The 21,801-nt window shown below is 53.0% G+C and carries 20 protein-coding genes and 1 tRNA gene; 4 read left to right on the top strand and 17 right to left on the bottom strand.

Features of this window, described 5'->3' with window-relative positions; translation table 11 throughout:
• Nucleotides 1-19: 19 nt before the first annotated feature.
• Nucleotides 20-1,117, top strand: a complete 1,098-nt coding sequence (locus QI197_05110; GenBank protein ID MDK2372738.1) for a sn-glycerol-1-phosphate dehydrogenase — start codon at nucleotides 20-22, stop codon at nucleotides 1,115-1,117.
• Here QI197_05110 and QI197_05105 read toward each other — a convergent pair.
• From QI197_05105 to QI197_05070, 8 genes are all read right to left on the bottom strand, one after another.
• Nucleotides 1,092-1,769, bottom strand: a complete 678-nt coding sequence (locus tag QI197_05105; GenBank protein MDK2372737.1) for a hypothetical protein — start codon at nucleotides 1,767-1,769, stop codon at nucleotides 1,092-1,094. The two genes, QI197_05110 and QI197_05105, sit on opposite strands and share 26 nt — an antisense overlap.
• A complete protein-coding gene (locus QI197_05100) occupies nucleotides 1,766-3,544 on the bottom strand; it encodes a ribosome biogenesis/translation initiation ATPase RLI (GenBank protein ID MDK2372736.1) in 1,779 nt (592 codons plus the stop codon). Before QI197_05100 ends, QI197_05105 begins: the two co-directional genes overlap by 4 nt.
• Nucleotides 3,545-3,548: 4 nt before the next feature.
• Nucleotides 3,549-4,157: an indolepyruvate oxidoreductase subunit beta gene (locus QI197_05095; protein MDK2372735.1), complete on the bottom strand. Its 609-nt coding sequence runs from the start codon at nucleotides 4,155-4,157 to the stop codon at nucleotides 3,549-3,551.
• A gap of 4 nt (nucleotides 4,158-4,161) precedes the next feature.
• On the bottom strand, nucleotides 4,162-6,057 hold the full coding sequence (iorA, locus tag QI197_05090; protein ID MDK2372734.1) for an indolepyruvate ferredoxin oxidoreductase subunit alpha: 1,896 nt from the start codon (nucleotides 6,055-6,057) through the stop codon (nucleotides 4,162-4,164).
• Nucleotides 6,058-6,208: 151 nt separating this feature from the next.
• Nucleotides 6,209-7,507: a CoA-binding protein gene (locus tag QI197_05085; protein MDK2372733.1), complete on the bottom strand. Its 1,299-nt coding sequence runs from the start codon at nucleotides 7,505-7,507 to the stop codon at nucleotides 6,209-6,211.
• 17 nt (nucleotides 7,508-7,524) lie between these two features.
• Nucleotides 7,525-8,049: an RNA-binding protein gene (locus QI197_05080; protein MDK2372732.1), complete on the bottom strand. Its 525-nt coding sequence runs from the start codon at nucleotides 8,047-8,049 to the stop codon at nucleotides 7,525-7,527.
• A gap of 19 nt (nucleotides 8,050-8,068) precedes the next feature.
• Nucleotides 8,069-8,145 (bottom strand) — tRNA-Asp (locus tag QI197_05075).
• A gap of 36 nt (nucleotides 8,146-8,181) precedes the next feature.
• A complete protein-coding gene (locus QI197_05070) occupies nucleotides 8,182-9,024 on the bottom strand; it encodes a TIM barrel protein (GenBank protein MDK2372731.1) in 843 nt (280 codons plus the stop codon).
• 281 nt (nucleotides 9,025-9,305) lie between these two features.
• Here QI197_05070 and QI197_05065 point away from each other — a divergent pair, with 281 nt between their 5' ends.
• Complete coding sequence (locus QI197_05065) at nucleotides 9,306-10,373, top strand: radical SAM protein (protein ID MDK2372730.1); 1,068 nt, start codon at nucleotides 9,306-9,308, stop codon at nucleotides 10,371-10,373.
• Here the strand turns inward: QI197_05065 and QI197_05060 are convergent.
• Entirely contained in the window at nucleotides 10,366-10,935 is a 570-nt protein-coding gene (locus tag QI197_05060; protein ID MDK2372729.1) for an AAA family ATPase, read from the bottom strand. The two genes, QI197_05065 and QI197_05060, sit on opposite strands and share 8 nt — an antisense overlap.
• Nucleotides 10,936-11,047: 112 nt before the next feature.
• On the opposite strand from QI197_05060, the gene cas6 reads away from it, so the two are divergent.
• Nucleotides 11,048-11,863 (top strand): CRISPR-associated endoribonuclease Cas6, encoded by an 816-nt coding sequence (gene cas6, locus QI197_05055; protein MDK2372728.1) that lies wholly within the window; start codon nucleotides 11,048-11,050, stop codon nucleotides 11,861-11,863.
• Nucleotides 11,864-11,867: 4 nt separating this feature from the next.
• On the opposite strand, the gene speD is transcribed toward cas6, so the two are convergent.
• The 8 genes from speD to QI197_05015 all read right to left on the bottom strand — a co-directional run bounded on the left by speD (nucleotide 11,868) and on the right by QI197_05015 (nucleotide 20,536).
• Nucleotides 11,868-12,260, bottom strand: coding sequence for an adenosylmethionine decarboxylase (gene speD / locus QI197_05050; GenBank protein ID MDK2372727.1), 393 nt, complete (start codon nucleotides 12,258-12,260; stop codon nucleotides 11,868-11,870).
• 407 nt (nucleotides 12,261-12,667) lie between these two features.
• Nucleotides 12,668-13,702, bottom strand: coding sequence for a hypothetical protein (locus QI197_05045; protein MDK2372726.1), 1,035 nt, complete (start codon nucleotides 13,700-13,702; stop codon nucleotides 12,668-12,670).
• Between the two features lie 75 nt (nucleotides 13,703-13,777).
• On the bottom strand, nucleotides 13,778-15,022 hold the full coding sequence (gene hisD / locus QI197_05040; GenBank protein MDK2372725.1) for a histidinol dehydrogenase: 1,245 nt from the start codon (nucleotides 15,020-15,022) through the stop codon (nucleotides 13,778-13,780).
• A gap of 174 nt (nucleotides 15,023-15,196) precedes the next feature.
• Nucleotides 15,197-16,123 (bottom strand): NAD-dependent epimerase/dehydratase family protein, encoded by a 927-nt coding sequence (locus tag QI197_05035; GenBank protein ID MDK2372724.1) that lies wholly within the window; start codon nucleotides 16,121-16,123, stop codon nucleotides 15,197-15,199.
• A 50-nt stretch (nucleotides 16,124-16,173) separates the two neighbouring features.
• Entirely contained in the window at nucleotides 16,174-17,451 is a 1,278-nt protein-coding gene (locus tag QI197_05030) for an aspartate aminotransferase family protein (GenBank protein ID MDK2372723.1), read from the bottom strand.
• A 91-nt stretch (nucleotides 17,452-17,542) separates the two neighbouring features.
• Nucleotides 17,543-18,259 (bottom strand): ABC transporter ATP-binding protein, encoded by a 717-nt coding sequence (locus tag QI197_05025; protein ID MDK2372722.1) that lies wholly within the window; start codon nucleotides 18,257-18,259, stop codon nucleotides 17,543-17,545.
• A 15-nt stretch (nucleotides 18,260-18,274) separates the two neighbouring features.
• Entirely contained in the window at nucleotides 18,275-19,042 is a 768-nt protein-coding gene (locus tag QI197_05020; protein MDK2372721.1) for an ABC transporter ATP-binding protein, read from the bottom strand.
• A 102-nt stretch (nucleotides 19,043-19,144) separates the two neighbouring features.
• The gene (locus QI197_05015; protein ID MDK2372720.1) at nucleotides 19,145-20,536 is read right to left on the bottom strand and encodes an ABC transporter substrate-binding protein; all 1,392 of its coding nucleotides are present in this window, start codon (nucleotides 20,534-20,536) and stop codon (nucleotides 19,145-19,147) included.
• A gap of 298 nt (nucleotides 20,537-20,834) precedes the next feature.
• On the opposite strand from QI197_05015, the gene QI197_05010 reads away from it, so the two are divergent.
• Nucleotides 20,835-21,800 carry a branched-chain amino acid ABC transporter permease gene (locus QI197_05010; protein ID MDK2372719.1) on the top strand — a complete coding sequence of 322 codons (966 nt, stop codon included), beginning with the start codon at nucleotides 20,835-20,837 and terminating at the stop codon, nucleotides 21,798-21,800.
• Nucleotide 21,801: the final 1 nt, after the last annotated feature.

Here is a 21,801-nt window from a genome sequence, read left to right as displayed (position 1 = left end):
CTCCAGCCGTTTCACCTAGGTGCGTGGTGAACTGATCTCAGGCAAAGGACTGGAAAAGATAGAGAGCCCAAGATACATCATTTTCGGTCCGAATGCTCTGGGAAGGACAGCTGAGATACTGCATAGCTTGGGTCTCATCGGGACGGCCGTGGTGGTCAGCGGATCCAGCTTGACGGCCAATGTGGCTAGGGACCTTATCGACATGTTGGAGAGTGATATGAAGGTTTACCACGTCGTAGCCCGTCAGGGAGGTATAGATGATGTCCTCGAGGTTATCAAGGAGGCGGAAGAGAGGAACGCCGACTTCCTAATAGGGGTGGGAGGCGGTAAACCCCTAGATGTCACTAAGCTAGCTGCAGCTAAGCTCGGGGTCAGGTACGCCGTGGTCCCCACCTCAGCGAGTCACGACGGAATCGCATCGCCTGCGGTGAATTTCTCCCTGTCAAAGCAGGCTGAAACCAGATTCGGTGGGGTTAGAGGGATGGAAGCACCCACAGCGGTTATTGCCGACACCCGGGTGATAAATAAAGCCCCACCTGAGACATTCAAATCCGGATTCGGCGACTTGGTGGCCAAGTTCACGGCCGTGAGGGATTGGGAGTTAGCTCATAAGCTGAAGGATGAACCGTATAGCGAGTATGCCGCCTCGATGTCGCTGCTCAGCGCCAAGATAGCGACAGATCACGCCTCTGAGATAAAATCGGGATTGGAGGAGTCCACTAGGATCTTGGTAAAGGCATTGATAGGCAGCGGCGTGGCCATAAGCATAGCCGGGAGCTCGAGGCCTGCCAGCGGTAGTGAGCACATGTTCAGCCACGCCTTAGATGCGATAGCTGTCGAGGAGGGCGTCAAACCCGCACCTCACGGGATACAGGTGGCCTTGGGAACGATAATGATGGCCTACCTCCAAGGTCAGGATTGGAAATGGATAAAGGAAAAGCTCAGAGAGGCAGGCGTACCAACAACAGCGGAGGAAGCTGGCTTAAGACCCGATCTCGTGGTAAAGGCCCTGACAGTGGCTCACAAGATAAGAGACAGGTACACCATACTCGGGGTGACAGGGCTCACCCCAACCGCGGCCGAAAAGCTGGCTAGAGCAACTGGGGTAATACGATAATGATAGAGATCAGGACGCTTATCAGAATTATGGAACCCACGAAGGTCGAGGTGAACTTTAGCGAGTACTTGAGGGCGTCCTCCCTATCCAGCCCGATGGTCACGGCATGCACTCTGTAGGAGAGGTAGGTGAACCAGCCGAGGGATGCTAGGGCCAATATTAAGGAGATTATAGGCGGGAAAGACACAAGATACGAGAATATCTCTGAAAATACGGTTAATAGAAGACCTCTCCAAGTGGAACCCTCGCATGAGATGACCCTGCCCGGTGATATCATCAGCACCAACGTATTGAGGACCCCCACAATGGTGAGCGGAAGGGAGCAGAGGGCCATCAGGTAGTGGTATTTCCTGAGCCTCATCCTAGCCCTCCTAGCTACGGAGATCCCCGAGACGACCGAAGATATCCCCCAGCTCACTGCCGTTATGACCCACATGTAGAGGAGCAGGAGCTGTTTCACATGAATGAACATCGCCACCCTCTCCGTCATGACAGAGGAAGAGCAGGCTATCCTCACCCCCAGCGTCGAGAGAGCTAAGGCATCCACAATTAAGAAGAGGAGGAGAGAGACGGTTGCCGGCAGTAAGCTGGCGTTTAATCCAAGATCCCTCAGCTCATCCCTCTTGCCTAGCAGGAACCCGAGCAGATTCATGGGTAGTACCTCCCAGTTGCCCTCGCCAGTTGGTCCATCTTGGAGCCGGGTTTGTTGACTCTAGGTCTGCCTGTGTCGGGATCGCGCCTGAAGGTAACGTCGACGTCCTTCAGGAACTCGTTAAGTCCTTCTCTGGGATCCATGGGCTTGCTGGCGTGACCTTCAACTCCAGGTTGCCCGGAGAAGACCATAATCCTATCAACCACCGCTTCTATTGTGAGGAGGTCATGCTCCACGACGATTACAGCCTTATTCTCTCCCTGAATCCTCCTCCTGATAGCCTTCGCTGCCGCGAACCTAGCTTCTACATCTAAGAACGCGCTGGGCTCGTCTATCAGGTAGATATCGGCCTCTCTACCCAAGCAAACTGCGATGGCGACCTTCTGAAGCTCTCCACCGCTGAGCTCATCCAAGTACCTGTCCAGCAGCCTCTCTATTCCCAACCTCCTGACCACCTCCGCTCTGAAGTATGGGCTTGAGTAGCTAGATCCAGCCACCTTGCGTAGGAGGGACTCCACGGTGCCCTCATACGTGGGTTTCACGTGCTGAGGCTTGTAAGAGACCTTTATGCCCTCGGTCATTACGGTACCCTGATCAGGACTGAGCTCGCCCGCTAGCATCCTCACGAAGGTGGTCTTCCCTATTCCATTGGGGCCAACCGCCACGACCACCTCTCCGGCGTAGACTTCCCCCTCCTCAACATGTAGACTGAATCCATTCAATCTCTTCTCCAAACTGGTGTACACTACAACGGGGTTCTCCGAGATCTCGGGGCTGCCCACCCTAGACAAGAAGGAGATGGGCTCTTCCCTGAATCTGACGTTGTCATCCGGGAGGTACCCGTCCAAGAAGATGTTTATCCCCTCCCTAGTGGAGTGGGGATGACTGACCACCCCGTAAACCCCGGGCTCCCCGTAAAGTATGTGAACGTAGTCGCTGAGGTAATCCAGCACCGCTAGGTCATGCTCCACCAGCATAATGGATTTACCGTCATCTTGGAGCCTCTTTATCAGCTTAGCGGCCCTCATCCTCTGATAGACATCCAAGTAGTTAGTTGGCTCGTCCAACACGTAGACATCAGCATCCCTCACGTAGGCCGCCGCTAAAGCTAGTCTCTGGAGCTCACCACCGCTCAGCTCCCCTACTCTCCTATCCTTGAGCTTACCCAATCCTAGAAAGCCCATTGCTTCATCTAGGACCCCCCTTTCATCCACCTTCTCGAGGACTTCGATGACCCGCCCCTTCACGACTTGAGGTATCTTATCTATCCTCTCGGGCTTGTTCACGACCTTTATCTGACCATCAGCGAGTCTCTTCAGATAATCTTGGAGTTCAGAACCCCTGAAATGTCTTATCACCTCATCCCAATCCGGTTCATCGTCCACCCTGCCTAGGTTGGGCTTTATCCTACCCGACAGAATGGATATGGAGGTGGTCTTGCCCACACCGTTCGGACCCACAAGACCCACGATCCCGCCGGGCCTCACTATAGGTAGCCTGAAGAGGGTGAACCCATTCACCCCGTACCTGTGTACCTCCTCACCCTCCACTGGGGCAGGTAGGTTAACGACAGAGATGGCGGAGAACGGGCACTTCTTGACGCATATCCCACATCCCGTGCACAGCTCCTCATCTATGACTAGGAGATCATCCTCCAACCTGATGGTCTCCTCGACACCCATTCTGACCTCTGGACAGTACTTTATGCACTCCAAGCCGCACTTGCGCGGGTTACACCTATCCCTATCTACTACAGCTATCCTCCTAGCGGGCAAAAAATCACCTCGGGGGGGATACAGATTCCCTCCCGAGGTCGAAGGCTCTCAAATTTAAATCCCTATATCTGGAGGGAGAGACCTCCTCCAAGGCTTCCCTGAGGACACCTTCCGGGAAGGGCAGCACTCCGGTGGCCTGAGCGGCTCCGAGCATCACGGTATTCGCGACTATGTAATCGCCAGCCCTCTTCGCTATGTCGTATGCATTCAGCACCATTATCTGCTTGGGATTGAGGCTCCTCATGAGCTCCAAGATCTCATCGAAGCTGGGTATGGGAAACCTCTCCAAGTACGCCCCCACCGGGGGTATCACGTGGTTGTTCATGACCACCGTGGTCCTTTCCGAGATGTAGGGTGCTTGCCTTAGCCCTTCGAGCGGTTCCAGTGCTATTAGCAGGTCAAGCGTTCCCTCTAGTACGAGGGGACTGGATACATCGCTTCCAATTCTTAACTCGGTTCTTATAGACCCGTACCTCTGAGAGAGACCGTGAACCTCGCTCTGGGCGAAGTTTAGGCCTAGCTTGAGCGCGGCCCTAGCCATCACGTTGGTGGTGAACAGGATGCCTTGCCCACCGACTCCAGCAACTATCACGTTGAACTCGCGCACGCTCATGCTCTCACACCCCTATCTTCTGCTCCCTCCAATTGAGTGATCCCTCCTGAGGTTCGAAAGCTCCGTACGGACAGACAGGAACGCAGGCTCCGCAGCCGAAGCACACTGTTGGATCTATTTCTACCAAAGAGCCGGTGTCAACGAAGGCCGGGCAGGCGAAGGTGTTTATGCAGACCCTGCAGTAAGTGCACTTGTCGGGGTTCACCCTATACGGGACTATCTTCTGCCCCTGTCTCCTAAGCCTAGCCACTGTAAGTAGGGCGCACTCCCTCTTGGTTATCACCACAGAGACGCCATCATGCTTCAGTGCGTCCCTTATCACCTTTTCAGTGGCAGCATGATCGTAGGGATCTACTACCTTGACGTAATCGATGCCTATGGATCGAACGATCTTCTCTATATCTATGGCAGGAGCCTCATCACCCACCGCATTGACCTCCGTACCCGGGTGCGGCTGGTGGCCTGTCATGGCCGTTATCCTGTTGTCCATTATCACCACGGTCATCTTCCTCTTATTGTGGACCGCATTTATCAGCGCCGGTATGCCAGCGTGGAAGAAAGTGGAATCACCTATCAACGCGACCACGTCCTGATCTGTGGCCACATCTATCCCATTAGCCAAACCTATGGAAGAGCCCATCGCGTGAGTGACGTGTTCCACTCTAAACGGCTTCTGGAAAAGCAGGGCGTAGCAACCTATATCGCCCATAAACGCGGCCCTGCCCGCGGCCCTTCTGAGGGCGTACCCCGTAGACCTGTGGGGGCATGCAGGGCACAGGATTGGAGGCCTCGGAGGGACTTTCTTAAGTATTTCTGAGCTTCTACTATCTATTTCGGCGAAGTTAACGGGAAGGACAACTCCCAACGCCTTCGACAGTCCCTCTAACACGGTTCTCATGGTGTACTCTCCGACCCTAGGCATGTGGCCGGTCAACTTACCTAGGACCTCGACCTCAGGCGCGTAGTCCTTGGCTATGGCCTTCACCCTCATTTCTAGGTAAGGATCCAGCTCCTCCACTATCAGCACGGTGTTCACGGAGGAGAGGAACTCTCCTATGTCCTTCTCGGGGAGTGGGAAAGTCATTCCCAGCTTCAGGATCTTGGCGTTCACGTTAACGAGCTTCAGCGCCTCCTTAGCATGGGCGTAGGCGACACCTGAGGTTATGACCCCGAACTCCGCATCGGAAGCTCCCTCTACTTTAGCGTAGGAGGGTGCTACATCTAAGGATATCTCCTTGAGCTTACCCAAAAGCTCCGCGTGATGCTTCCTAGCTATGGCGCCCACTTGGAGGTACCTATCGGGCTCTGGAGGAACAAACTTGCCCTTGGAGAAGCCAGCCGTTATCTCTCCTAAGCGAACGGGACCTCTCTGATGGCTGATCCTAGTCGTCGTCCTCACCATTACGGGTATCTTGTACTTGCTGGACAGCTCGAAGGCTTCCTTCGTTAAGTCCTTGGCTTCCTGAGGGTTGGATGGCTCCAACATAGGTAATCCAACTGACTCGCTGTAATGCCTGTTGTCCTGCTCGTTCTGGCTACTGTGAGCATGGGGGTCGTCCGCTGATACTATGACCATGGCGCCGGTCACTCCCGCGTAAGCTAGGGTGAAGATAGCATCGGAGGCAACGTTGAAGCCTACGTGCTTCATCATGGTCAGGGCCTTGAGACCGGACCACGCCGCCCCCATCGCAACCTCCGTGGCGACCTTCTCGTTGGCCGACCACTCGAAGTATATGCCCACGAGCTTGGCTACTTTGGCTAGGGCCTCACCTATCTCCGTGCTTGGTGTACCAGGATAGGCCGCGGCGACGTTCAGGCCTGCCTCCAAGGCCCCTCTTGCGACGGCTTCGTTTCCGAGTAGCACCTCTAGGGTGTTGGCTGGGGCGAGCAGATCTCCCATAAAAGCAACCCCATGCATTAGGCGCTGAGGTAACTTATAATTGTGCGAATAGCCTCACACATCAGAGTCGAAGTGAATATAACCTCGGAATACAATCAAACCGACGACAATCTTGTGGAATACAGGAAAATTTTCTACCCAATCCAGCCTTTTAGGAGGTTGAAAATAGTGACCATCTTACCAGCGAGTCGGCCGATCTCAGCGCACGGCACGGGGTGGGATAAGCGGGTATGCCCTTCCTCCTCAAGGAGAGGACCGCCTCAAAGGCCCTCGTTCCACCCATTATCACCGGGATTATCGGCTTATCATAAAGATCCCAGAGGTCGTATATCATGCTGGCGAACCTCATGGGATCAGAGAGAGCAGTCTCACAGTGCAGGGCAATGACACCATCTACATCCCTCCTAGACATAAGCACATCCAGCACGCCCCTGTAAACATCGGTCCCAGCTCTACCTGTTATGTCCACAGGATTGGTGGAAAAATTCCCACCTTCCGGTACGAACTGCCTCATCTCCTCAATCAGATCATTGCTGGGCTCGGGTAAGTCAAGAATGGAATCAGAAGCCATCCCCTTAAGGAGCTTTCCCGCTCCCCCGCTGTTGGTCACGGCGATGAAGGATCTACCTTTGATCCTCTTACCGGAAAGTACCAAGGCCATGTCCAAGGCTGTGATCACATCATCAGTTATCGGTAGACTATCCTGAAGTCCCTTCAACTCCTCTTTCACCTGATCTGAAGCCGTGAGGATAACTAAGGGCTTCCTTCGGGCTACCTCTTCGACTGCGGCCTTCAAAGAACCGCCATCCTTAACGCTCTCGGTATGCAGCACCAAGGATCGGGTGCTCCTATCTTCGGCTAGATAACTCAGAACTTCCCTCTCGCTGATATCTAGCTTGTCGCCCAGCCCTATCACCGCTGAGAGTCCGACACCTTGGACAGTGGCTAGGCCCATGAGTGCCATTCCTAAGGTACGGGACTCCGTGACGAGGCCAACTCCTCCCTCAAGCACCTCCATGGGACCCAGTGTGGCGTTAAGTCGGCTCTTGATGTGGAATATACCCATAGAGGACGGGCCCAGGATCCTTATCCCGTGTTTCTGGGCTGACTCGTATACGTCGTAGGAGGAGGGGTCACCTCTCTTCCCAGAAATGACCACGGCGACCTTAACGCCCTTGGCGCCGAGCTCCCCCATGATCTTCGGGATCCTCTCAACGGGCGACACCAGAATTGCGAGATCTATGTCCTCCGTCACATCCAGAACCGTCTTATAGCATCTGATATCGTGTATCTCCGCGTACTTGGGATTCACGGGGAATATGGGCCCAGGGAAACCGTACTTAACCAAGTTGGTGAGGACCTCGTAACCCATCTTGCCGGGAGTCTTGGACACGCCTATAACCGCAATGGATCTGGGCTCAAAGAGCGTCCTCAGTGTATCTTCCTCCACGAAGGAAATCACCTCCCTCAACCTGAGTCAGCGGCAACTGCCCTCCAGATCGCATCTCCGGCGTGATGCAGATTCTTCACGGATCTTCCCCTCTCCTTTATCTGATCCGGTGGTCTGAGAGCCCTGCCTATGGCTATGGTTGCCCCCAACCTCTCGTCGACCACGACTACCAAGTCTCCCTCGTCGAAGTTCCCCATGACCTCCTTGATGCCCGGTCCCATGACGTGGGCTCCGCTGGCTATCGGTTTAACCGCCCCCAAGTCCACCACCACCCTAGGTAGATTGAGACCGAACTTCTCGACGGCCGTGAGGAAGGGTACGAGGTCATTATCCTCAGTGGGGAGCTCGACGAGCACGGGTTCTCCCTCGTAGTAATAGACCTTGGCCACCTTCCCCTTCCATGGAACCTCGAGCACTTGGAGGGAGATCTTCCTCCTCCTGAAGACGTTGCTCATGCTCCTTATCTCCTTGACCGCCCTGTCTATGATGGCCTTACTCTGCTTTACTGTGATCGCGTATTTCCTCCCCGGAATTGCCCTCACCTTTGCGAATATAGTGAAATGGCGCCCGGGCCGGGATTTGAACCCGGGTCTGGGGCTCGACAGGCCCCTATGCTAACCGGGCTACACCACCCGGGCACCGAAGTAGAGGAGGCAACCATCATTATAAATATTTCACCGTTTCCGCCTCAAGCGCTCGTAGACCAGCTTCATCTTCAGGGCGTCCCTCTCTAACAGGGGGGACTCGGAGATCACCAGCCACCGGACATCTTTTTCCACCATGAGCTGAGCTAAGGGCTCGAACTCGGGGCCATAGCCAGATCCCAGTTCGTGGTGCATCCTCTCCCCGTAACCCGACTTGGTGGGCTCCACCTCAGTGAAATGCACGATGAGACCGTCTAACGTGCCTAACCTGCCCTCTATCTCATCTAGGATCCTCTCGTAGTCTTTCCTGCCCTTGATCACGCCTCCATCCCTCACGTGTATATGGGCGAAGTCCACAGTCGGTACGACACCATCAACACTCTCGGCCATAGCGAGCACGTCGTCTAGGGAACCTAGTTGCGAGGGCTTCCCCGTGGTCTCCGGGCCGAGCTCGACTTGGAGTCCTCTGCCCTTTATCACGCTGTTGAGACGCTCCAAAGAATTTATTGCTATCTTCAAGGCCTCATCTCTCCCGAACTTACCGTAGTATCCTGGGTGGAATGTGATGTGCCTTGCGCCCATTCTATGGGCAGCCACGGCCGCGGATAAGATTCTCTCAATGCTTGCTTCCCTCTTTTTGGGATCCTCGGATGCCAAATTTATGGCATAGGGTGCGTGAAGTGAGAGCATTACGCCGTTCTCCTCTGACTGCTCCCTTATCCATTTAAGCAGTTCTTTGTTCTTCGGAACCGACCTGACGGCTTGGTATTCCATCCCGTCCAGCCCTATGCTCCTCAGATACGTGAATGCCTCCTCCTTAGGGGCATCCAGTGGGTAACCAGCTGGCCCAAACCGGGTTCTATCGATGTCCATCCCTTCCTCGATCTCCCATGTAAGACATTATCCTTACGCCCCCCTCTTCTCCTTTTACTGTTAAAAGTGTTGATATAGGGTGGAAGGGTTATATACCCCTTCCGGTTCTATATAGTGGGGTCGCCCGGCCCTTGGCGGGCTTAGCCCGATGTGCGGGCTATGGCCTACCACCGAAGTGGAAGGGGCCCTAAATTGGCCCCGATCTCGGGCGTCCTCAGGACGCCTCCCTCCGGACACCGTGCCGGGCGACTCCCCGCACCTCCACCTCCTTCGGTGATAGCATGGCATGGTTCCTGAGGCCTGATGCTTTCTCGGCCTTCGAGAACGAGGAGATAAGGGACACGATACCGAGGTACGTAAGAGTAGTGAGGAGGAAGGAACCTCCCCTCTTCAGACTGACTCAGAGGATATTCTTGGATGTGGGCGACGATCCTTGGGCCACTCACGACGAGGGACTCCAGATACTCTCGAAATGCGTGTTAGAGGGAGGATGCCCTAATGAGAAGAGAGATGGGAGAACCTCCTTGCTCGAACTCAAGGCACTCCTGGCCAAGGATCTGCTCCGGGAGTGCAGGCTGTGCGAGTGGAAGTGCGGTGTGAACAGACTTGAAGGGAAGATAGGCGTCTGCAGGGTCCGGGACTCACGGGTGGCGAGCGCCTTCATTCACATGGGAGAGGAGGCCCCTATAACCCCCTCTGGAACTATATTCTTCACCGGATGCAACTTCAGATGCATCTTTTGTCAGAACTGGGATATATCTCAATTCCCCGAATCAGGCAGGCGTGTGGACGAACGGGAACTTGCGTCTATTATGGACGAGCTGAGGAGGCAGGGCGCCAGGAACATTAATCTGGTCGGAGGAGAGCCCACACCCAACCTCCCCTTGATAATCTCGTCCCTCAACCTCGTCAGGGAGGACTTCCCCGTCGTGTGGAATTCCAACATGTATATGAGCGAAGAGGCTATGAAGCTCCTGCTCGGTCTGGTGGATCTCTGGCTGCCGGACTTCAAGTACTGGAACGATGAGTGTGCTAGGAAGTACAGCGAGATCCCTCGCTCCAGGGAGACCGTAACTAGGAACTTGAAAATGGCGTACGACTATCCGCCCGGGGAGATGGTGCTGAGGCACTTGGTCCTTCCTGGGCACTTGAACTGCTGCACGGAACCCATCCTGAGGTGGATCTCCGATAACATCCCCGACATATTGGTGAACATAATGGATCAGTACAGGCCCGAGTACAGGGCCAGCAAGTTTGACGAGATAAACAGGAGGGTGACTACTGAGGAGATGACGAGGGCCTATCGGCTAGCTGATGAGCTGGGCCTGAAATGGAGATCTGTCAGCTGATCGTGAGCAGGAGCCTGACGATCTTCCATCTCAAGTCCTCTAAGCTCCCCTCATTCAGGACGAAGTAGTCTGCTGCCGCGATGGCGTCCCCCAGATGGAAGGCCCTTATCTCCTCCCTATCCTCACTTAGGAACTCCTCATAACTTTCCTTGTCAAACCCCACCCTCCTCCTCTTCAGTTGCCTCAGGAATCTCAGGTTCTTGGATGCCAGTATCGCTATCGTCACCACCTTGTCGCTGAACCTGCGTTCGAACTCTTCTATCTCCTCCAAGTTCCTTATGCCATTCACTACAAATCCCTTCTCCCCGTCCAACCCCTCTATCCTTTTTATCACCAACTTAGCGATTGCCGAAGGGCCCATCTTACTTCTAAGCTCAATCCCCACCTTTCTCATGTTCTCCCTAGTTACTGGGAGCCCTCTTTTCCTGAGCTCGTCCAGCAATTCATCGCTCATCCTCAAAACCCTGAACCCCAGTTCCTCCTCGATTGCCTTGGCTGCTGCATCTTTCCCGCTTCCGGGAAGCCCCACTATCAGGACTATTTTCCCACTGATCTTTCCCATCTAGGGGGCGGGATCCCGGCATCCATATAAAGATCAGCCCACACAACGTCAGGGTTCATCCGGGGAGAGTGGTTTTAAAGAAGAGCATTTACGGGAAACGGGGATCTAAAAAATGATCTCAGTGATAGAGATAGAGGCTGTAAGTCAGGGTGAGGGTATAGTTCCCTTCACGGGGCCTCCTCTGAGGCGTGCTCTGTTTAAAGCTCTATCATCTCAGAACCCTCTACTGGCAAAGGCTTTAGAGATGTCCTCCAACAAGATATTCATCGAGGCCTTCCTCAGGGACAGGAGGCAGCTACCTTGCGGCTTCCAAGATGATCTCGTATATTCGGGATCTGAATACAGGGGATCGGTCATCATATTCGACGATAAGACTCTCGCAGAAGCCGTGAAGGGATGGATTTACAAGAAACCCACCATAAAGATAAGGGATGTGCTATTTAAGGTGGTGGGGTACTCTTACCAAGAGATAGATATAGAGGACTTCATACAGGATCAGCCTTGCAAGAACTTCAGGATAAGGTTCCTCACTCCCACATGCTTCAGGAGGACGTCGACCCCATACTGCTACCTATATCCTAACTCCAAGATGGTGGTCTCGTCAGCATCCGCGGTCTGGAATGCGCTGTCACCTAAGAAAGGGCCGGAGACTAGGATAATGTCCATGTGGGCCGATTTGAGTGTCGTGGAGACCGGATATGAGTTGTGCACAACGAAACCTGTCGAGATAAGTGAGGGCAGGACGTTGGTTGGCTTCATGGGCTGGGTAAATTACAAGGTGGTGGATCATCCAGAATGGCACTCAGGCTCCCATGAGGAGATGGCCACGTGGCTCAACACCTACCTGAGGTTCGCGGAATTGGTGGGAGTCGGATACATGAGAAATGCGGGATTCGGTAAGATAAGGTTCGAGGTGAAGAGGAGGTAGCTTGTCAGGCGAGGGCCTCCACGGGGAGTCCCTCTATCCTTTCCATGAGCGGGATACCGCTCCTCATCTCTATAGCCTTGTGCCTCTTAGCCCTGAAGATTCTCTTCAGCTCGATGAATACCTGCCAGGTGCTCTCAGCGTCCTTACAGGAAGATATCGCCACAGTGACCAGTCCGCGATCGGGCCACGTGTGCACGGCTGCGTGCGATTCCCCTATAATTGCTATGCTCAGGACGCCTCCCTCCGGCCTCCTCTGACTTAACACGTCGAATAGTGTGAGACCGGATCTCAGAACCGCCTCAACCAGCGCGCTCTGGACGAATTCCACGTCATCGAGCATCTCGGGTTCCACATCGAGGAGCTCACCGACCACATGGAACTCAAAGGCCTTCACCATTTTACCGCACCTCCACCCCCATCTCATGGTGAGACCGCTCTAGCTCTTTAAAAATATTATGAAAAGAGATCTGGAAGCTTTAGAGGAGGGATAGAGCGTTTATATCCGGGTTTATAGCGTCTAGAAGGGTTCCCTAATGAGCTAGGATAACTAAATCGAAAAAGATATTGTTAAACTCTCAATTTCAAGTTCTCACCTGTTTTCTCAAGCTTTAAGCGGTTCTTATAACTATTTTAGTTTGTAAAGATCACTAAAAATGCTCTTTTCATATCAGAACGCTTCTCATCCAATTTATGAGGACTCGATTGGCTAGGAGGGGGGGGGAGGGGGGGGGGGGGGTTTATATAGCCACCGATCTCGGTTCCCCCACCCCTCTCGGGTTCCCTCAAGCGATCCTTCAATCGTCCTCAGAAGAATCTCTCCAAGCTCCCGCTTATCTTGCGCTCTTCCTCCTCAGAGAATCCCCTGACCATCCTCTCAAGCGTGGAGCTCCTGCTATCCAGTTCCGGCTCTTCGCTCAATTTGTTCGCCCTTTCTTCGACCCACTTCCTCAAGACTTCTTTGATGGCCTCTATCATGACTTCCTTCCAGCGGGACATGTCTTCAGGGTCTATCCACTCATCTAGGTCTCTCTTTCCAAGCTCGTTATAGAACTCCTTGGTGTAGGCCTCACCCGTAGGTCTCCTACCTAGTGAATAGAAGATCCAACCCAATGATATCCTCTGGGTTATCTCGGCACTGTCGCCTACTATGGAGAACTCCTCCTCTCTCAAAGCTACGAACTCGTCAACCCTGACAAGCTGACTGAGGTTGTCGTAGGTGCTCTGAGCCTCATCCTCAATAACCCTGATGGCCTCTAGGCTCATTGAGAACTGCTTCCTGAACTCCTCTACTCCCCAGCTTCCGAGTAGAATGTTGATCTTACCCCTTATGTCCATATTCATGTCGTAGAGGTAGGGTATCAGATTGGAGAGAATGGAGTGAATCTCCTCGAGGGGCTTCTCCCCTATGACTGATGAGTTGTCCGACGCTCTAGTGAGGATCTCAGGGTATTCAGAGGAAATAGACGCGAGTTCTTTGGTCCTAGGAAGCATCCTCCTGATTATGGCCGGACCCGACGAAGCATCCAGCATTATTATGGGATTTTGCGCGAAGGCGGACGCCGTACTACCACCGGCCAGCCTGCCCAAGGTCCACAGGGAGTCCACAACCCTCCAATCTCCCCCATCATCGATTAGGACTAGGGGATCAACCCTACCGACCCTAGGCCTGTCAGGAGATGGGATCAGGTTAACAATGAAACCGGAGCGGACGCTCTTTCCGTCCACCTCATATTCTCTGGTGGCCAGAAGGGACACACCCGCCCTCATCTCAATTATCCAAGGGGACTCCTCCTTTATGGCGCTGGCGAGGTAGTCAGCGTACTTCTCCCTTTCAAGCATGCAGGACATTAACCACCCGGCACCCCCCGGGTCTCAACATACCTTCCGATGAGGACTATATAACCATCACCCAAGCTACTGGCCCCTCATAAACCTCTCTATGTACCTCGCGTGGAAATCCATACCCTCCAACTTAGCTATCCTGACAGATAGGTCTCCGAACTCCTTCACCAGTTCATCACTCCCCCTAACCGTCAGGACCGACTTCATGAAGTCGAACAGGGTTAGAGGACCTCTGAACCTGCTATACCTGGATGAGGGTAGTCTCTGGGGTACACCGAGGGCATAATCCGCTAGGGGAGATGGAGTGTCCCAAATCACAGCTCCAACATTGGTGAACCTCAGCTCCTCACCAGGATCTCCGAGCACGAGCACTCTGGCCGGAGATATAACATCTACGGCCTCCTCTACTTCCCTCCAGCTACCTAGCACTAGGACACTGGCGTCATCGACGGCGGGCATGGAGAGGCCATCCAGTATCTCCTCTATCTCCTTCGCGATATCATTGGCGAGAGCCTCATCCACCGTTAGCACCATTAGGAATGTATCTAGTCCGTGCTCGGCTTGAGACACCAACTCCCAAGCCACCCTCTCGGCGTCAACTCCCCTTCCGACGACGACCACGTGTTCGACAGGAGAAGATGGGAAGTCCACCGCTACATCTGGGGAGACCATTCTCTTGGCTACCATGAAGAGCAGATCCCCTGTTCCGAATATCTTCTGGACCTCCTGTATCGTCGTAGTTCCGTAAGCCATGGCGGCGACCGCCACGGGACCCCCGATCCTGTACATCTTCTTGACGCCTGAGAGCTTCGCGGCAGCTAGGAGATAGGGACTGACCTGACCGCCAGCAAGAGGTGGGGTGAATACGTAGATCTGATGGACGCCAGCCACTTTCGCGGGTACGGCGGTGTATATCAAGGTGGAGAAGTAAGAGAACCCCTCGCCTTCCGGAACATGAATTCCTATCCTCTCAAGGGGAATCCACCTGACGCCGTACTCACTCTCATTTCTCCTCACCACGAAGTCCTCCACCCTTTGCATCGAGTAGAACTCTCTAACTCTTTCCACAAGCTCCTCGATGGTGTCTAGGTCTCGGCCGATCTGGGAGAGGGCCTCATCCATAGCATCTTCACTTACCTGAAACTCCTCCGGTGAGAGTTTAACGCCATAAAGCCTCTCAGTGAACTCGGATACGGCCTCGTCCTCTCTCAACTTGATCTGCTCTATAATGGGCTTCACCGATTCCCTGAAAACAGCCAGATCTATCTCACGGGATTCCAGTTCGACTAGGAATTTCCACGCATCCTTACCTTTCAAAATGCGCAGGGGTATCACCCTGCCTTATGATCGGGCTATCCTTAAAATGATGGGCGCCCTCTACCTAAGGGGGGATGAGATAGCCATCCCAGAATGAGGGGACTTTAAAAATGATTTACCCAGGGGTAATCGACCCCCACCTATAGGGCATGATACGGGCTGAAATATCGCTTGTCAGTACGCAAGGATCAAGCCTTTCTCCCTATAGGCTCTTATGACCTTCATCAAACCTTCTTCCAGCTCCACCTCATACTTGAACCCCAGATCCCGCTCAGCCTTCCTCGTGTCAGCGAGCGTCCTGTAAACATAGTTCTTTATCGGGTTCTCCCTGTACTCCAGCATCAGATCGAGACCCAAACTCCTTATCAGCTCAGCTAACTCATTAAACGAGGTCTCCTTTCCGGTACCAACGTTATAGACCTCGTAATCTTCACCCCTCTCCCAAGCCATCAGGAAGGCCCTGACAACGTCTGTTACGTAGATGAAATCTCTAGTCTGCTTCCCATCACCGTATATGACGAAGGATCTGCCCTCCAGCGCGGCCCATACCATCTGAGAGGCCACATTAGCGAAGGAACCCTTAGGCCTTTCATTAGGCCCATAAACGCTGAACAGCCTCAGTCCCACGCTTTCCACCCCGTACAGCTCATGGTAGACCTTAGCCAATCTCTCTATCCAGTACCTCCCCTCAGTGTAGAAGTCGGTCGGGAAAACGGGCATATCCTCGGTGAACGGAGGATCATTCCCGTTATATAGGGAGGATGTTGACGCGTAAACGACCTTTGCACCCGACTCCTTGGCATATTCGAATATGGCGACGGCATCCCTCACCGCAAGCGAGAGGAGATCAGGATTCTCTCGATACATCGGGCTCGAAGAGGGAATGCCTAAGTGGAAGACTACATCTACGGGCATCAATTTCCTGACGGAGGAGGAGGTCCCCTCCAAAAGTGTCGCGCCCCTTTCCTTGAGGAGGTTGGCCACCTCCCTCGATCCGGTCATGAAGTTATCGATAACGACTACCTCGGCTCCATCCTTCAGGAGCTTCGCCGTCAAGTTGCTGCCTATAAACCCTGCTCCTCCAGTCACAACAGCTCTCAATCGAAGCACCCGGATTCCACCCAGCGATAAAATAATAATGTGAGAGGTGTTCAAGAGGACTTGATTACCTCAATGAGGTCATCAGTCATCTTGTCGGCCTGATCCATGGTGACTGTGAGTGGAGGCTCGATCCTCACCACGTTTCCAAACATGCCGCCGGTCCCTATTATGTATCCCCTCTTGAACATTCCCTCTTTTACCTTCTTCGTGAGCTCCGGATTCGGCTTCTTCCCGTTCTTGACGAGCTCAATCCCTATGAAGAGACCTCTCCCCCTCACCTCTCCTATGGCTGGGAGGGCGGAGTCCCTGAGCTTCTCCATTATGAACTCTCCCACCTTATGGGCGTTCTCATGCAGCTTCTCCTCTAACATGACCTCTACCCCAGCGAGTCCCGCTGCGCATGCTACCGGGTTACCAGAGAACGTCACATTGTGATCTCCGGGCTCCCAGGCCTTGTCCACCTCCTCCGTCGTCATAGTGCCGGCAAGTGGAAGTCCCGCTCCCAAAGCCTTGCCCATGGTCATTATATCGGCTCTGACATCCTCCCACTCGTGGGCGAAGATCTTACCGGTCCTCCCGAAGCCGCTCTGCACCTCGTCCATTATGAGGAGGACATCGTTCTCCCTAGCGATCTTCTCGAGTTCCTTTAACCAGCCATCGGGTGGGACTATTATCCCTCCCTCACCCATCACCGGCTCCATTATTATTGCGGCCACGTTCTCTGATCCCAGATGGTACCTTATGTACTCGTCTACCTTCTCTAAGGTGTAGCTCTTACAGGTCTCCACATCTCCCGGGAACCGGAAGCAGTAGGGGGAGGGGAGGTGCACAACACCGGGATAGTTAGCGAAGTGACCCAAATGCCTCTTATACTTTCTCTCATGGGTGAGCGTGAGGGTCAGAGCCCCCCTACCGTGGAACGCGAAATCGAAAGCTATGACATAGGCGCCGGTCTTACCCTGAACCTTCACCGAGTACTTCTTGGCCAACTTTATTGCACCCTCCACAGCCTCAGTACCGCTGTTAGCATAATACGTCTTTTTGAGGTCCCCAGGAGCTATTTCCGCGAGCTTCTTGGCAAGCTCGAGAGCGGGAACGTTGTAATAGATCATGCCTATGTGGGCGATCTTCTCCATCTGCTCCTTAACGGCGTTGACTATCTTAGGATGCGAATGACCGTAGTTAATAACTCCGAATCCCGAGAAGAAGTCGAGATACTTGTTCCCATCGACATCCCAGATTTCAATTCCCTTGGCCCTTTCTAACACAATAGGGTATATTATTGGGTATGCACTCTGGAGGTAGGCCCTCCCATCCTCAACACTCAAGATATCACCTGAGAAAGCCCATTGGAATTAGTGATAAACCTAACCTCTAGCCTTATGATCTCGCAAAAAGGGTGGAGGAATAGGGTCCTCATCACTTGATTATGCCTAAGTACAGCTTAGCGAACTGAGGATGCTCCAGTAGTTCTTTGGCTTCCCCTTCATATCTCATAGTCCCGCTTACTAGAAGGTATCCCCTATCCCCGACCTCCAGCGCTCTCTTTGCGTGCTGCTCGACCATAACTATGGTCTGGTGATATTCATCTCTTAGCTCAACCACCTTGTTAAGGACCTGCTTCACTAGGATGGGAGCTAGGTCGGTAGTCATCTCGTCCAACATGAGTACTTTGGGCCTTCTCATAAGGGCCATCCCTATTGCAAGCATTCTCCTTTCTCCACCACTCAAGGTTCCTGCTTTCCTCTTCCTGAACTCCCTCAGCCTAGGGAACATGTCAAGAATCTCCTCGATCCTCTCAGGAACCTCTTCCCTAGGTAGAAGGTAGCCCGCTATCTTCAAGTTCTCCTCGACGCTCAATCCCGAGGCCACATTCCCCAGCTGGGGCAGGTACGCTATACCCATTCTAGCCTTCTTATAGGCCGGGACCTTAGTGACATCCTGTCCCTCGAAAAGTACTTGGCCCTTGTGAATGGTGGCTATCCCCATTATGCTGTTAAGGAGAGTGGTCTTGCCCGCGCCGTTAGGCCCAACAACCACAGTTATCTCTCCCTCTCTCACTTCGAAGTTTATGTCGAACAGTACTTCTAACTTTCCATATCCAGAATACAAACCCTTCGTCTCCAGTATAGCCATAAGATCACCCAACCCTCATCCTATGTATATCTCGATTACCTTGGGGTTATTCGCGACCTCGTCAGGCAGTCCCTCTGCGATTAAAGTCCCCCTATCAAGGACGTACACGTAATCAGCGAAGGGCAGGGCTATATCTATCCTGTGCTCTATCAGGAGGAAGCTGACATCCCACTGCTTCCTGAGGTTGCTTACGTAAGTCAGGATCTCACCAGCGTAGGCAGGATCCACTCCGCCTATTGGCTCATCGAGGGCTATTAGCTTAGCTCCCGTTGCGAGGGCCCTAGATACCTCTAGCATCTTAAGCTGACCTCCTCCCAAGGTGACAGCGAGCTTATCCCAGTGATCCTCTAGTCCCACGTGCCTCAATATCTCAAATGCCTTCTTCACCTTCTCCTCTTCCTCTTCTATCCATAGAGATTTTATAGGAGCCTTCAGCGGACTCTCCCCTGAGTGGCTCATAGCCGCAAGTACGTTCTCTAGGACGGTGAGCCCCAAGAAGGGAGCGGGGATCTGGAAGGTCCTAACGAAACCAGCCCTGTAAACTTTGTGCGGGGGCCAGCCCGTTATATCAACGCCATCGAATATTACCTTACCTCCATCAGGCTTTAGCACACCAGTACATGTGTTGACGAAAGTAGATTTACCGGCACCATTCGGACCCATGAGCATGGTCATGGAATTTCTTTTGACTTTTAGGGAGACGTTGTTTACTGCTATGAGACCACCGAACCTCTTGGTGAGGTTCTCAGTGATCAGTACGTACTCCTCCTTACTTTCAGCCAAGAGCACCACCACTCATCCCGGCCATCTGATTAAAATAAATGCTTTACCAAGTCTAAAGTGCGAGATGTTAGTCGTAAAAAAGGAGAAAAGGTTTGAGAGGGATTAGCTCTTGCCTAAGAGCTGGAGGAACCAGTCGTTCCAAGTTATCTTTCCAGAATCAGCGTGGTAGGTACCAGCGAGCTTCCAGACCCACTTGCCGCCTTCTTGGGTAGGCATGTAGAAGAAGTAGTCGGCGCTAGCCCTGTCTCCGTTCTCATTGAGCACTATTATACCGGAGGCACCGTACCAGTGCTCCCCTATGGTAGGCAGCGCCTTAGCAACGGCGACCGGGTCATAGGAGTCCACCAAGTCAAGTGCCACGGCGACCGTCCACAGGGCATCGTAAGCAGCGTAGGCATAGCTATCGGGCTCCCTTCCTAGGGTCTTCATCACATAGTTCTTCACCTTCTCCTTGATCTTGGTAGCGGCTCCGAATATGGGACTCACGAACTTGGTCTCGTAGGCGAACTTAGCCGCATCAGAGTTGTCAGTTATCTCGCTGAGCAGAGCGGTTCCGTCGGATCCGACCCAAGGAACCTTCTTGAGTGAGTCGTACTGAGCAGCCACGGCGGCGAACTGCACGTATTCGTTGAATCCTATGAAGGAGACGCCCACCTTGTCAGCCCCATACTTCTGAATTAACTGGCTCACTATGGAATCGAGCTGCGACACTACGGCGGAGAACTCAGTAGCCTGAGGATCATACCTTATACCCTTGCCGTTCTTGGCGCCCCAAATCTCTCCGGTCTCACCGTGGGCCTTCAGTATCTTATCGAACTCCTCATCTATCTTCTCAGCTAAAGCAGTTCCCCACTCATCACCCCTCCAGACTTGTACCAGGTACCTAACTCCCAGCTGATAGAGAGCCGTAGCACTAGCAGGACCCTGTATCTCATCGGTAGGACAGTACCTGTAGATCATATCTCCGGATATGGCGAGCCTCGGAGACGTGGAGGACTGAGATATCAGGAGCAGTTTGTTGGAGTCCACATAGTTCTTGAGTTCCTTGACCTCGGCACTGCTCATAGGCCCTATGAATATCTTGACTCCCCTAGAGTGGAGAGCCTGCACCTTATCCAGTGCGGTCTTTGGATCGGTTGCAGTGTCCTCATAGTACACTTTTATGCGCCAGTCCTCTCCCCTAGCAGCGAGCCAGTCATTTATCTCCTTCTCGGCCAACTCAAGAGCGGCCTTGCTGTTCTCTCCGTATGAGGAGAGACCACCGGTGAGGGCCAGCAAGGCCCCTATCGGGACCTCACCCTTGAGCCCTGCGGCAGCTGCTCCTGCCTTAGTTATCGTCTGGGTTATGGTTACAGTCTTAGCTCCAGGAGCTCCAGCGGTTACAGTCGTGGTGACGGTCTTAACGCCTCCTCCTGCCCCACCTGCAGCCCATCCGATGCCTATCCCTATAATCAGGAGTATCAACATGAGGGCGTATGCTGTCTTGTCTGACATATTCATCACCTCGGGGTTTAAACCCCGCTGAGGGTCATATCATCCCTTTTATTTTAAAATGATTATGGCCGCATAGCAGCAATAAGCTATTGGACATGGCGAATTATATTGAAGAGAGGTGCTCCCTTTGACAGTAATTGTATCTAGGGAGGCTTGAAGTCGATAAGAGAAGCTCAGCTTCAATTCACCCAATCTCTGCAAAGGGACCCGGATGCGCCCTCGGCGCAGCCTACAGCAATTATGTTTTTAACAATCCTGAAGGGAGTTGAGAAGAGTGGGTTAAGTTGGGGTGATCCTAATGCAGATTCTCGCTGGGCCGATAGTACAGATCCTTATGACAGCAATAGGCTTCTCAGGCGGGCTGGCCTTGGCTGCCGCTGGAATAACTCTAATATATATGACCACAGGCACCTTCAATTTCGCTCATGCCTCTATGACTGCATGGGGATTCTACATAGTATTCTCATTGTACAAGGTTCTGCTAGGGGGGAATCCCTACTTATACTTCCCAGTGGCATTCATATTCTCCGGTCTTCTGGGAGTCATCACCTATCTAGTAGTAAACAGGTGGCTATTGAAGAGAGGGGCTGACATGGTCACCCTAATGATGTCGACACTGGGCGTCGATCTCGCCTTCTTTGCATTCATTAACATATTCGCGGACTACCTGACAGCCACATATAAGGTCAACACAAGATTGATCGTCTTGACCACTGAGGATATAATATTAGGTAAGATAGGTACCTTCCCTTTTAAGGCAATAACGATAATCTCGGTCGTGATAGTCGTGGGGATGGCCCTATTCTTCTACCTACTCCTGAACAGAACCAAGTTCGGAATAGCCTTCAGGATAACGGTAGAGAATCCGGCTCTAGCCTCGATACTGGGGATAAATACGGAAACTATTTACCTCTTCGCGTGGTTCATGGGAGGAGCGATGGCTGGGCTGGGTGGAGCCATATTGTCTCTTGTGATCAGCGGTACACCTACCGTCGGGAACACTGTGATCGTACCAGAATTCGCCGCATCAATAGTAGGAGGCCTCTACTCGATATACGGTGGGCTAGTTGGAGGATTCCTAATTGGTCTCAGTCAGAAGCTGATAATAAACTGGTTGGGAAGCGTACTGGGAGGCAACATAGTGGTTTACGAGCCCATCATACCTCTGCTCATAATGGCTGCGACGCTTCTGCTCTACCCAGAGGGTCTCGCTGGCATAGATTGGAGGAGGATCTTCTCGAGATCGAAATCTAGCAGGAGGTGAT

The sequence above is a fragment of the Thermoproteota archaeon genome, assembly GCA_030130125.1.
Taxonomy (GTDB): domain Archaea; phylum Korarchaeota; class Korarchaeia; order Korarchaeales; family Korarchaeaceae; genus Korarchaeum.
The sequence above is the reverse complement of the archived record's forward strand: the minus strand, read 5'-3'. Positions and strand labels throughout refer to the sequence as shown.